Origin of the sequence: Pseudomonas anuradhapurensis (genome assembly GCF_014269225.2) — a bacterium.
Lineage (GTDB): Bacteria > Pseudomonadota > Gammaproteobacteria > Pseudomonadales > Pseudomonadaceae > Aquipseudomonas > Aquipseudomonas anuradhapurensis.
In genome coordinates this window covers 4,928,702-4,941,002 of sequence record NZ_CP077097.1, presented here as the reverse complement: position 1 = coordinate 4,941,002, position 12,301 = coordinate 4,928,702, and the positions used below count along the sequence as shown (strand labels likewise).

Genomic DNA, 12,301 nt, shown 5'->3' with positions numbered 1-12,301 from the left:
GAAAGGAGACGTTACGTGGAAGCCCTGAACCTCATCCCTGGCCAGCTGACCCTGGCCCAGCTGCGCCGCATCCACCAGGCGCCGCTGCACCTGAGCCTGGATGCCTGTGCCGGTGCGGCCATCGACGCCAGCGTTGCCTGCGTCGAGCAGATCATTGCCGAAGACCGTACCGCCTATGGCATCAACACCGGTTTTGGCCTGTTGGCCTCGACCCGCATCGCCAGCCACGACCTGGAAAACCTGCAGCGCTCGCTGGTGCTCTCCCACGCTGCCGGTGTCGGCGCGCCGCTGGACGATGACCTGGTCCGGCTGATCATGGTGCTGAAGATCAACAGCCTCAGCCGTGGCTTCTCCGGCATCCGCCGCAAGGTCATCGACGCGCTGATCGCGCTGGTCAACGCCGAGGTCTACCCGCACATTCCGCTCAAGGGTTCGGTGGGTGCCTCCGGCGACCTCGCCCCGCTGGCGCACATGTCGCTGGTACTGCTCGGCGAAGGCAAGGCCCGCCACAAGGGGCAGTGGCTGCCAGCCACCGAAGCCCTGGCGGTCGCCGGCCTCGAGCCGCTGACCCTGGCCGCCAAGGAGGGCCTGGCCCTGCTCAACGGTACCCAGGCTTCCACCGCCTATGCCCTGCGTGGCCTGTTCCAGGCCGAAGACCTGTATGCCGCGGCCATCGCTTGCGGCGGCCTGAGCGTCGAAGCGGCATTGGGCTCGCGCTCGCCGTTCGATGCGCGTATCCACGAAGTGCGTGGCCAGCGTGGCCAGATCGATACCGCTGCCTGCTTCCGTGACCTGCTGGGCGATTCCAGCGAAGTCTCGCTGTCGCACAAGAACTGCGACAAGGTCCAGGACCCGTACTCGCTGCGCTGCCAGCCGCAGGTCATGGGTGCCTGCCTGACCCAGCTGCGCCAGGCCGCCGAAGTGCTGGGCATCGAGGCCAACGCCGTGTCGGATAACCCGCTGGTGTTCGCCGCCGAGGGCGACGTCATCTCCGGCGGCAACTTCCACGCCGAGCCGGTGGCCATGGCCGCCGACAACATTGCCCTGGCCATCGCCGAAATCGGCTCGCTCAGCGAGCGCCGCATCTCGCTGATGATGGACAAGCACATGTCCCAGCTGCCGCCGTTCCTGGTGGAAAACGGCGGGGTCAACTCCGGCTTCATGATCGCCCAGGTCACCGCTGCCGCCCTGGCCAGCGAAAACAAGGCGCTGTCGCACCCGCACAGTGTCGACAGCCTGCCGACCTCGGCCAACCAGGAAGACCACGTGTCGATGGCCCCGGCTGCCGGCAAGCGCCTCTGGGAAATGGCCGAGAACACCCGTGGCGTGCTGGCCATCGAATGGCTGGGCGCCTGCCAGGGCCTGGACCTGCGCAAGGGCCTGAAGACCTCCGCCAAGCTGGAGCAGGCGCGCCAGGCGCTGCGCAGCGAAGTACCGCACTACGACCGTGACCGTTTCTTTGCGCCCGATATCGAAAAGGCCGTGGAACTGTTGGCCAAGGGCTGCCTGACCGGCCTGCTGCCGGCGGGTGTGCTGCCAAGCCTGTAATGCCCTGGGGCCGCTGTGCGGCCCCCTCGATCTCACGACCACAAAAACAACTCAAGGACGTGACATGCAACAAGCTCAAGGTCTCAAGCGTGGCCTGTCAGCCCGCCATATCCGTTTCATGGCCCTCGGCTCCGCCATCGGCACCGGGCTGTTCTACGGCTCCGCCTCGGCCATCCAGATGGCCGGCCCGGCCGTGCTGCTGGCCTACCTGATCGGTGGCGCTGCCGTGTTCATGGTCATGCGCGCGCTCGGTGAAATGGCCGTGCACAACCCTGTTGCCGGCTCGTTCGGCCACTACGCCAGCACCTACCTCGGCCCCATGGCCGGCTTCATCCTCGGCTGGACCTACGCTTTCGAGATGGTCATCGTCGCCATTGCCGACGTCACCGCCTTCGGTATCTACATGGGCTTCTGGTTCCCGGAGGTGGCCCGCTGGATCTGGGTGCTGGGCATCGTCTTCGTGATCGGTGGCCTCAACCTGTGCAACGTCAAGGTATTTGGCGAGATGGAATTCTGGCTGTCGCTGCTCAAGGTCGGCGCCATCGTCGCGATGATCCTGGCCGGCCTCGGCATCATGGCCTTCGGCTTCAGCCAGGCAGGCAACGGGCAGGCCGTGGGCATCAGCAACCTGTTCGAGCACGGTGGCTTCATGCCCAATGGCGTAGGTGGCCTGATCGCCTCCTTTGCCGTGGTGATGTTTGCCTTCGGCGGCATCGAGATCATCGGCGTCACCGCCGGTGAGGCCAAGGACCCGCAGCGCGTGATCCCCAAGGCGATCAATGCCGTGCCGCTGCGCATCCTGCTGTTCTACGTACTCACCCTGCTGGTGCTGATGTGCCTGTACCCGTGGCCACAGATCGGCAGCCAGGGCAGCCCGTTCGTGCAGATCTTCAGCAACCTGGGCATTGGTTCTGCCGCCGCCGTGCTGAACATCGTGGTGATTTCCGCCGCGATCTCGGCCATCAACAGCGACATCTTCGGCGCAGGCCGCATGATGTATGGCCTGGCCCAGCAAGGCCACGCCCCGCGCGGCTTCGGCAAGTTGTCCAGGCATGGCGTGCCGTGGATGACCGTGGTGGTGATGGGCGCTGCGCTGCTGATCGGCGTGCTGCTCAACTATCTGATCCCGGAGAATGTGTTCCTGCTGATCGCCTCGATCGCGACCTTTGCCACCGTATGGGTGTGGCTGATGATCCTGCTCACCCAGGTGGCGATGCGCCGCAGCATGAGCCGCGACCAGGTCGCCAAGCTGCAATTCCCGGTACCGTTCTGGCCTTATGGCCCGGCCATGGCCATTGCGTTCATGGTATTCATCTTTGGTGTGCTCGGTTACTTCCCCGATACCCAGGCGGCATTGTTCGTCGGCGTGCTGTGGGTGGTGTTCCTGGTGGCGTCCTACCTGCTGTGGTGCAAGCCGCGCGCAGGGCAGGGCCAGCCGGCAGCGGAGCCGGCCGAGCTGCACCGCTAGCAAAGGAGATTGTGCATGACAACCCTCTGGCAGCACTGCCATGTGGCAACCATGGCCGAGGGCCGTTACTCGGCCATCGAGGACGCGGCCATCGTCACCCGCGCCGGGCTGATCGAATGGATCGGCCCGCGCGCCGAGCTGGCGCCGGTCGAGGTTGAACGCACGGTGGACCTGGGCGGCGCCTGGGTCACCCCCGGGCTGATCGACTGCCACACCCACGCGGTGTTCGGCGGCAACCGCAGCGGCGAGTTCGAGCAGCGTCTGCAGGGCGTGAGCTATGCCGAAATCGCCGCCCAGGGTGGTGGTATCGCCAGCACCGTGCGGGCGACCCGCGCAGCCAGCGAAGACGAGCTGTTCGCCAGTGCCCGTCAGCGGGTCCAGGCGCTGATGCGCGATGGCGTGACCACTATCGAGATCAAGTCCGGCTATGGCCTGGACCTGGCCAACGAACGCAAGATGCTGCGCGTGGCCCGGCGCCTGGCCGATGAGCTGCCGCTGGCAGTGCGTAGCACCTGCCTGGCGGCGCACGCCCTGCCGCCGGAGTACGCCGGTCGGGCCGACGACTACATCGCCCACATCTGCGACGAAATGCTGCCAGCCCTGGCTGCCGAAGGCCTGGTGGACGCAGTGGATGCCTTCTGCGAGCACCTGGCGTTCTCCCCGGCCCAGGTCGAGCGGCTGTTCATCAAGGCGCGCGAGCTGGGCCTGCCGGTCAAGCTGCACGCCGAACAGCTGTCGTCGTTGCATGGTTCCAGCCTGGCGGCGCGCTACCAGGCGCTGTCGGCCGACCATCTGGAGTTCATGACCGAGGAAGATGCCATCGCCATGGCCAAGGCTGGCACGGTCGCCGTGTTATTGCCGGGGGCGTTCTACTTCCTGCGCGAAACCCAGTTGCCGCCGATGGACGCGCTGCGCCGCCACGGGGTGAAGATTGCCCTGGCCAGCGACCTCAACCCCGGCACCTCGCCTGGGCTGTCGCTGCGGCTGATGCTGAACATGGGCTGCACCTGCTTCCGCCTGACCCCGGAAGAAGCCCTGGCCGGCGTCACCGTGCACGCTGCCACGGCGCTGGGCCTGGGCGGCAGCCACGGCTCGCTGGAAGTAGGCAAGGTGGCCGACTTCGTCGCCTGGCAGATCGAACGCCCTGCCGACCTGGCCTACTGGCTGGGCGGTGACCTGCCCAAGCGCGTGGTGCGCCTGGGCCAGGAAATTCCCAATTGAGTGAGACACGATGGACAAGGTACTGAGTTTTCACCAAGGCCACCTGCCGCTGTTGATCAGCATGCCGCATGCCGGCCTGCGCTTGAGCGACGCCGTGCGCGACGGCCTGGTCGAGCCGGCGCGCAGCCTGCCGGATACCGACTGGCATATCCCGCGGCTGTACGATTTCGCCCGCGAGCTGGGTGCCAGTGTGGTAGCCGCTGAGTATTCACGCTTCGTCATTGACCTGAACCGGCCGGATGACGACAAGCCGCTGTATGCCGGCGCCACCACCGGGCTGTACCCGGCCACGCTGTTCGAAGGCGAACCGCTGTTCCAGCCCGGCATGCAACCGACAGGCGAAGAGCGTGCGGCCTATCTGGAGCAGATCTGGCGCCCTTATCACAGCACCCTGCGCCGTGAGCTGGACCGGCTGCGCGCACAGTTCGGCTACGCCTTGCTGTGGGATGCCCATTCGATCCGCTCGCTGATTCCGCACCTGTTCGACGGCAAGCTGCCGGATTTCAACCTGGGCACCTTCAACGGCGCCAGCTGCGATGCGGAACTGGCCGAGCGGTTGCAAGCGGTATGTGCCCAGGCGCAAGGCTACAGCCATGTGCTCAACGGGCGCTTCAAGGGGGGGCATATCACCCGTCATTACGGCGACCCGGCCAACCATGTTCATGCGGTACAGCTGGAACTGGCGCAAAGTACCTACATGGAGGAAACCGAGCCGTTCACCTACCGTGAAGACCTGGCCCGGCCGACGCAGCAGGTATTGAGGGGGCTGTTGCAGGCACTGCTGGCGTGGGGCGCTGAGCGGTACGGGCGGTAGACTTCGGCGGTTGAAAACGGCGACGCGATGCAGGGCATGCGCGTCGCCAGTCAGCAGGCCTCAGTTGCCAGCGTTGCTGTTGATCTGCGCGAGGGTGAGTTCACGCAGCAGCTCGCGCTCTTCCTGGTGCTTGTCTTCCAGCAGGCCTTGCTGCAGGTTCAACTCGTCCTGAAGCGGGTGGTCCTTGCTGGCTAGTTCAAGCACACGCATGCGGAAGCGTGCCTCTATTTCGGCAAAACGATCGGCATGTTCGACGCGCAGGCGCGTGGTCCAGTCGCTATTCGCCAGCATATAGTCGATCAGTGCATCGCTCAGTTCACTTTGGCGGACCTTTTCCAGCACGCTGGCCAGTTCACCGGCCGCCAGGTTCGCGGCACCTCGGAAACGCATTCTGTCGGAAAGCGGCAGGTCCAGCTCCCTGGCCAGTTCGCGGCGGTAGGCCAGTCTCACCGAGACGTGGTCACCCGAGCCAGTCCTGTGTTTGGCCAGTTCCTCCAGCTGATTGATGCGGAACAGTTGCAACAGGCGTCGGTGCAGTGCTTTCAGTGTATCGCCAGCGTCGATCAGCAGGTGCTGGTTCATCAGGTACAGTTCGATATCGTTGAATGTCTGCAGTGCACCATCATGGCAGGTGGGCACCACCTTGGTCACCGGGTGAGGCAAGGCGTCCACGGCGATTTGCTCCATGGTCGCGCGTTCTATCTCGTTGCTGGCTGCCGCCACCAGAACCAGGCGCACCCGCTCGCAGAAGGTGGTTCGGGTTTTGGGATCGGCGTAGGGAGCGGCATTGTGCAAACGGCCCACCAGGCGCAGCAGGTCACTGCCCTCCAGGCGTGCCCAGCAGTCCTGCAAGGCCTCGTTCTGTGCCTCGTTGCCGAGCATCCAGTCCTCCAGCCTGGGCGTATCGTCGCCGAGCAGGGGGAAGTGAGGGTGATCGAGGGAGCCTTCGCTCGAGGAATCGACCAGCTGCAGGTTACCGGGGATATCCAGGGCGAAGGAGTAGCTGTGCTGGCTGTCCGAGAATGCCCGCACGCGCAGGATGGTATCGAGTGGTAAGGGGTTGTCGAACAGCGCGATCGACGAAATCGGCATCGGGTTGTTCAAGTTCGACAGGATGTGCTCGGGCAACTGGCTGATATTGTTCGAGCTCAAGTCCAGCAGCTCGAGGGGCAGCAGGCTGTCACACCAGCTTGGCCAAGCCTGGAGGTTCATGTTGGTCAGCGCCAGTGATTGCAGGTTGTGGGATAACTGTGCTGGCACCTGGTTGATGGTCCCCACACGGTTGCCGGACAGGTCTATCGAGGTGAGCTGTTCCAGCCGCGCGAACACTTCCAGCATGGACTGGTCGATCTCCAGGCCCATGTTGCGAAACTCCAGGAAAGTAAGCTGCGGCAGGCGCATCAGGGCCGAGGCCAGTGCTGGGGTGGCTGCCTGGTGGCCATCGATGGTCAACCGGGTGACATTGGGAAAGCGCCGCAACAGTTCATCGAGCTGCGAAGCGCTGCCACGCAGACGGGTCAGGCTCAGCGCCCGTACGCGGTCGCCGAAGAACGCTGGAAGCCGTCGGGGAAAATGCTCGATGGCCACATCCTCGAGGTGCAGGCGCAGGTATAGCTGGCCCCGCTCCTGCTGCTGCCAGAACTCACTGATCGCGGTGCCGATGCGCTGCCTGTCCGCCAATGCTTCCTGGGTCAGCGGGTTGCGCGAACTGGAGGCGTGGGCCCAGCCATCGATCGCATCACGCATCTGCTGGCGCTCATTGCGGATACGGGTGAGTTGCTCGGTAAGCGCGGCAGACTGGTCGGTGCTGATACCGGACATGTCGACACGCTCATTGAGCAGCAAGCGCTGCAGGTCGTTCTCATTGATGCTGTTGCCCTGCAGCGAGATAACCGGCGGGGTGGCCATGGTGCCTGCTTCATTGAGCAGGAACGAAGGCAACGACCTGAGGTTGTTGTCGCGCAGGGACAAGTGGGCGATGCGCCCAAGGGCATCGCTGCCAATGCCGATGGGCCATTGGGACAACTGCATCTGGTTCAGGCCCAGGTAATCCAGGGACAGTTCGTGGAAACTCGGGCTGTTGTTCTGTGCCACGCGATTGCCGCTCAAGTCCAGGTAGCGCAATTGGCCGAGCCCCGACAGCAGGCTCAGGTCGCTTTCGGACAGCGCGATGTTCTGGTTGGTCAACGTCAGCCGCTGCAAGCCGGGCAGGGTCTCGGTAATGGTAGGAATGCTGAACAGGAAGGAGGATGGTGTGGCCCTGGGATCATAGGCCCGGCTGATTTCCAGGGACTCGATCCGTGGCATCTGGCTGAGCAGGCGTTGCAACAGGCGCTCGTTCTGCGCCCAGCCTGCCAGGGCGCCCGAAGGCAGGTCGACCAGGCTGAGGCTGCGCACGCGGGTATTGAAGAAGTCGGGCAAGGTCAGAGGAATGTCGGCCAGAGGAACGCGGGTAATCCGTAGCTCGGCGGCATGCCCGGCGCTTTCGTCCAGCGCGACGTCGTACCAGTGTTGCAGGATCGCTTCACGCAGGTTGTCGTAGTCGCGTGCTGCCTGGTCGGTTGCCGGGGAAATGGCTTCGCTCCAGTCATCCAGCCGGCTTAGCAGTTCGTTGCGTTGCTCAATCAATGTCTGCAGATGTTCGAGAATCTGCAGCGGTGTACGGCCGGTGCTGGAAAGCGCCAGCAGAATCTGCTCTGCCGAGCGGCCAGAGTGTGTGGCCAGCCCCGTGGCCTCGACGGCTTCGAGCAGGCGCTGGCGGGTGACGCCTTGTGCGGCCGCGCCGCCACCACTGAGCGGGTAGCCCAGGCGGCCATCGGCCAGGCGCATGGGGGAGCGGTAGCCGGGGCGTACAGGCTGCATGCCCAGAAGCATCCTCAGTGCCGGGCGGGGTAGTAACGGGCTTTCCTGTACCAGGCGCTCAAGCGCCTGCTGGTCGCTGATGCCCATTGTTGTCATGGCTACTGGCAGAGCTTCGTACAAGGCAGCGTAAAGGCTGGGGTAGACGCTTGGCACTGCATTCGACGGGCCATTGTCATGAACGATGTATCCTGCCTCGGCGTGGGTAATGGTTTTGTACGGAAGGCCACCCAGCGGGCCCAGCTCATAATCCTGAGCCGGCCATGCCCAGCGCTGCAGCAGCCGCACCCGGGTTTCTGCTGGCCAGTCCGGTAGCTGCGCCAGGGTATGCACGACCAACCGGTCGCTGTCCCAGTTCGGCACGCAGGACAGGTACAGCCCTTCGTAGGCACGGGCCAGGCGGATCTGTTGTCGGTAGACGCGAATTTCTTCGTTGAGGCGCAGGGGCATCTTGCCGTTGCCGAGCATCTGCAATTCTGTGGTACTGGCGGCGCGGGCCAGTTCATTGGCCACCACCGCCGGTAGTTGTGGGGAAACCCGCAGGAGGGCTTCGGCGCCTGGTGCGAGCGCGATCGGCAAGGCGGTGTAAGCCCTGTGGAATTCGGCAGATCGCGTGTCGGGTAGCAGGCGGAGAGTGTCGTCCAGCCTGAAGCGTTGCAAGGTATCTTCGAGCAGGGCCGGCAGCCGCTGGTTCGTTGCCAGGGCCCGGCGCAGCTGATCTTCGTCGCTGCCGCTGATGGCAACGATGCGTTGTAGCGTCGCCTCGTCGAAATACGCGTTCAAGTGGCCGATACGGCGCAGCAGCTGCATGCCTGACCAGCTCAGCGGTCGATCCGTTCCGAGCAACCAGGCGCCGGCGCCATTGTGCCGCAGTGGGGGTTGATAACGCCCAGGGTCTCGCGGGTGTTGCAGGCGGTATTCGCCGGTTACCGCTTCCTGCTCGACAATGTATTGGTCACCCTGCACAACCAGCCAGTGCCTGCCATCATGCTGGCGTAGGCCGAGCGCATCCGCTTCCAGGCCTTCGGGCAACGCCTCGGTGCTCCGGTATGGCGCAAGGTCGGGTTTCCACAGGCGAACCTGGCCATCGGTGGTTTCCACTTCTTCCAGTTCTTCGATGAATGAGGGCGTCTCCACCGGAATACGCTCTATTTCCGAGGCCTCGTCATCGCCGTCACCGACCTCTTGCCCCTCCACGGCAGTGCCGGCCTCATCGCCCCGTGCGCCCTTCAAGGCTTTGGCCGCCGCGCTGAACGCCGCCATGAGCGCCACGTTCTCGAACACATCGACCAGGTAGCCATAGGCGATGTCGCGTTCGTCGTTTTCCCAGGCTTCGATGCCGTCATATACCTCGGAAGCCAACTGGGCCAAACACACGGCAAGCATGGCCTCACCCAGCCCGGGCACGAAGAACCCGGCGATATTCAAGGCGGTCAACCCACGCCCCGCGATCAGTTCCCGGTGCGCTTGCGCGGTGCGCCGGTCGACGATCTCGGTGGGTATGGCATGAAACAGAACATCCTTTTCATGGCGTTGGGTTTTCTGGAAGGCCATGACGCCCTGGAACGCATGGCTGAAAGGCTTTGCCACGGGATACAGGGTGGCATGCGGATCTGCAACACGTTCTCGGATCCCTCGGGTACTCCAGCCCAGAGGTGTGAGTCGGTCCTTGAGGCGGGCGATGATCGAGGGTTTGTCGCGGTCGCCGATGTGTTTGTCCAGATAGTGGATATCGGCCTGCAACCTTTCGCCGAGTTCGGCAAACAAGGCTTCCTGGCTGGTGAACTCCTTGACGGGCAGCGTGCTGTCTTCCGGGATATACAGGGCCACGGCCTGATGATCGGCTGCTTGCAGCGTGATGAGCACGACGCCGGTCAGTTCTGCCTCCCACAAGTCGAGCAAGCTGAACGTGAGTGTCGAGTTGGCCGATGGCGCCTGGTCGAGTGGCGCGGCCAGGGCGGCGGCGTACAATGTTTCGCTGATGTCCCCCTTGAGCCGGGCGAAATGCAGCGATTGCCTGAACGCCGAAACCTCGGCGCGGCCCAAGGTTTCATAGACGGCCAGTGCGGCTTGGTCGGCGTCTGCTCGCGGCATGCCCGCTGGGTAGTAGATGGCATGCACTTGCTCATGGTACTTGCCGCCGATATCCAGGGTGCGACACAAGTCGGCAAACGCTTCGGCGGCGATCTCCACCGTATTGGTGATCGGCACGGTGCCCATGAAGCGGCGGTGATCGAGGATGACCGACTTTTTCAGCAAGGCATCAGGCGCATCCATGCCATGCTCCTCAGCGGCGGCCTGGTCGAAGTTGTGCAGCGCGCAGTGCAACAGCGAACGGGTGGCCCGATCGACCGCCTGACGGCTGTCGATCGCGTTACGGCTGTCGATCAGGCGGGCATCGACCAGGTAGGTGTTGCGTACGTCCAGGTCGAGTCCGAAGCGCTGCTTGATCGCCTCGGTCAGCGTTTCGCTGGCGTAGGTTTCCAGGTCGGGTAGCCGTTCGAACAGTTTCTGTACCTGGGCCTGGTGCTCGCGGTGGCGGGCATGTTCCTCCTGCCATGCTCTGGCGATGCCCGGTTGTCGCTGGATCGCCGCTGGCAGCCAGGCGGGGGCCTGTTGCCAGTTGCGCATCGCGCGGTGGGTTTCGGGCGGGGCAAGTTTGAGCCATGCGGGGATCTTGCGTTCGATGGTGGCGTAGTGAACGCCGGGCTGGGAAATCGCTGGGTTTGGCATATAGGCGGCCTTGCTTGGTAGGGCAAGTGACTATCACCGGCTTGCCTGGCCTGTGAGAGGTAGATATGTCTGCCGCTGCGCAGCGAACGTGTCAGAGAGGACGGTGCTGAAAGCGCAATTCAGGTTTATGATGGCCCACGGCCGAATAATCCTCACACGGAGTGCACAATGCAGACCCTGTACCCGCAGATCAAACCCTACGCCCGGCACGATCTGGCCGTGGAAGCGCCGCATGTGCTGTATGTCGACGAAAGCGGCTCGCCAGAAGGTCTGCCGGTGGTGTTCATCCACGGTGGCCCCGGGGCTGGCTGCGACGCCCAGAGCCGTTGCTACTTCGACCCGACGCTGTATCGCATCATCACCTTCGACCAGCGTGGCTGTGGCCGCTCCACGCCGCATGCGAGCCTGGAGAACAACACCACCTGGCACCTGGTCGAGGACCTGGAGCGAATTCGCGAGCATCTCGGCATAGACAAGTGGGTGCTGTTCGGCGGCTCTTGGGGTTCTACCCTGGCCCTGGCCTACGCCCAGACGCACCCCGAGCGGGTGCATGGCCTGATCCTGCGCGGCATCTTCCTGTGCCGCCCCCAGGAAATCCATTGGTTCTACCAGGAGGGCGCCAGCCGGTTGTTCCCCGACTACTGGCAGGACTACATCGCGCCAATTCCGCCGGAAGAGCGTGGCGACCTGGTCGCAGCTTTCCACAAACGCCTGACCGGCAACGACCAGATCGCCCAGATGCACGCCGCCAAGGCCTGGTCCACCTGGGAAGGCCGCACTGCCACCCTGCGCCCCAACCCGCTGGTGGTCGACCGCTTCTCCGAGCCGCAACGCGCCTTGTCGATCGCCCGCATCGAATGCCATTACTTCATGAACAACGCGTTCCTCGAGCCGGACCAGCTGATCCGCGACCTGCCGAAGATTGCCCACCTGCCGGCGGTGATCGTGCACGGTCGTTACGACGTGATCTGCCCGCTGGACAATGCCTGGGCGCTGCACCAGGCCTGGCCGAACAGTGAGCTGAAGGTGATTCGCGACGCCGGCCACGCGGCTTCCGAGCCCGGCATCACCGATGCCCTGGTGCGTGCTGCCGACCAGATGGCCCGACGCTTGCTCGACCTGCCGCTGGAAGAAGCATGAGGGGCCTGCTGCAGCGCGTGCGTGGCGCACGGGTCGAGGTGGCCGGGGAAATCGTCGGCGCCATCGACCAGGGGTTGCTGGTGCTGGTGGCGGTCGAACCCGGGGATTCGCCTGAGCATGCCGACAAGCTCTTGCACAAACTGTTGAACTACCGGGTATTCAGCGATGATCAGGGCAAGATGAACCTGTCGCTGAAAGATGTTGGCGGCGGGCTGTTGCTGGTTTCCCAGTTCACCCTGGCGGCGGATACCCGCAATGGCATGCGTCCGAGCTTTTCGACGGCGGCGCCACCGGCCCTTGGCGCCGAGTTGTTCGACTATCTTTTGCAGCAGGCCAAGGCCCGGCATGGCGACGTGGCGAGCGGGCAATTCGGCGCGGACATGCAGGTACACCTGGTCAATGATGGCCCCGTAACATTTATGTTACAAATATGAGGTCGAAAAACCCCCTGTTCACAGGAAAACAAGGGGTTTTGTACGATAAATAGTTGTTCCAGCCTGATGCGTTGTAACGCGACC

7 protein-coding genes are annotated in these 12,301 nt (G+C 64.0%); 6 read left to right on the top strand and 1 reads right to left on the bottom strand.

Going from position 1 to position 12,301, the window contains the following annotated elements:
* The first annotated feature begins 15 nt into the window (after positions 1–15).
* From hutH to hutG, 4 genes are all read left to right on the top strand, one after another.
* Positions 16–1,548 carry a histidine ammonia-lyase gene (gene hutH, locus HU763_RS22585; RefSeq protein ID WP_170033250.1) on the top strand — a complete coding sequence of 511 codons (1,533 nt, stop codon included), beginning with the start codon at positions 16–18 and terminating at the stop codon, positions 1,546–1,548.
* Positions 1,549–1,612: 64 nt separating this feature from the next.
* Positions 1,613–3,016 carry an amino acid permease gene (locus tag HU763_RS22580; protein WP_170033248.1) on the top strand — a complete coding sequence of 468 codons (1,404 nt, stop codon included), beginning with the start codon at positions 1,613–1,615 and terminating at the stop codon, positions 3,014–3,016.
* 15 nt (positions 3,017–3,031) lie between these two features.
* Positions 3,032–4,237 carry an imidazolonepropionase gene (hutI, locus tag HU763_RS22575; protein ID WP_186684319.1) on the top strand — a complete coding sequence of 402 codons (1,206 nt, stop codon included), beginning with the start codon at positions 3,032–3,034 and terminating at the stop codon, positions 4,235–4,237.
* Between the two features lie 10 nt (positions 4,238–4,247).
* Positions 4,248–5,051 (top strand): N-formylglutamate deformylase, encoded by an 804-nt coding sequence (hutG, locus tag HU763_RS22570; RefSeq protein ID WP_170033244.1) that lies wholly within the window; start codon positions 4,248–4,250, stop codon positions 5,049–5,051.
* 60 nt (positions 5,052–5,111) lie between these two features.
* On the opposite strand, the gene HU763_RS22565 is transcribed toward hutG, so the two are convergent.
* Positions 5,112–10,643 carry a dermonecrotic toxin domain-containing protein gene (locus HU763_RS22565; RefSeq protein ID WP_225931906.1) on the bottom strand — a complete coding sequence of 1,844 codons (5,532 nt, stop codon included), beginning with the start codon at positions 10,641–10,643 and terminating at the stop codon, positions 5,112–5,114.
* 168 nt (positions 10,644–10,811) lie between these two features.
* On the opposite strand from HU763_RS22565, the gene pip reads away from it, so the two are divergent.
* Together pip and dtd are read left to right on the top strand one after the other, a co-directional pair.
* The gene (gene pip, locus HU763_RS22560; protein WP_186672301.1) at positions 10,812–11,783 is read left to right on the top strand and encodes a prolyl aminopeptidase; all 972 of its coding nucleotides are present in this window, start codon (positions 10,812–10,814) and stop codon (positions 11,781–11,783) included.
* Positions 11,780–12,217 (top strand): D-aminoacyl-tRNA deacylase, encoded by a 438-nt coding sequence (dtd, locus tag HU763_RS22555; RefSeq protein WP_186684321.1) that lies wholly within the window; start codon positions 11,780–11,782, stop codon positions 12,215–12,217. The genes pip and dtd overlap by 4 nt, the downstream gene beginning before the upstream one ends.
* The last annotated feature ends 84 nt before the right edge of the window (positions 12,218–12,301 follow it).

Coding starts and splice junctions, on each gene's coding strand:
- HU763_RS22580 (WP_170033248.1), top strand. CDS start 1,613: ATGCAACAAGCTCAAGGTCTCAAGCGTGGCCTGTCAGCCCGCCATATC.
- hutI (WP_186684319.1), top strand. CDS start 3,032: ATGACAACCCTCTGGCAGCACTGCCATGTGGCAACCATGGCCGAGGGC.
- hutG (WP_170033244.1), top strand. CDS start 4,248: ATGGACAAGGTACTGAGTTTTCACCAAGGCCACCTGCCGCTGTTGATC.
- HU763_RS22565 (WP_225931906.1), bottom strand. CDS start 10,643: ATGCCAAACCCAGCGATTTCCCAGCCCGGCGTTCACTACGCCACCATC.
- pip (WP_186672301.1), top strand. CDS start 10,812: ATGCAGACCCTGTACCCGCAGATCAAACCCTACGCCCGGCACGATCTG.
- dtd (WP_186684321.1), top strand. CDS start 11,780: ATGAGGGGCCTGCTGCAGCGCGTGCGTGGCGCACGGGTCGAGGTGGCC.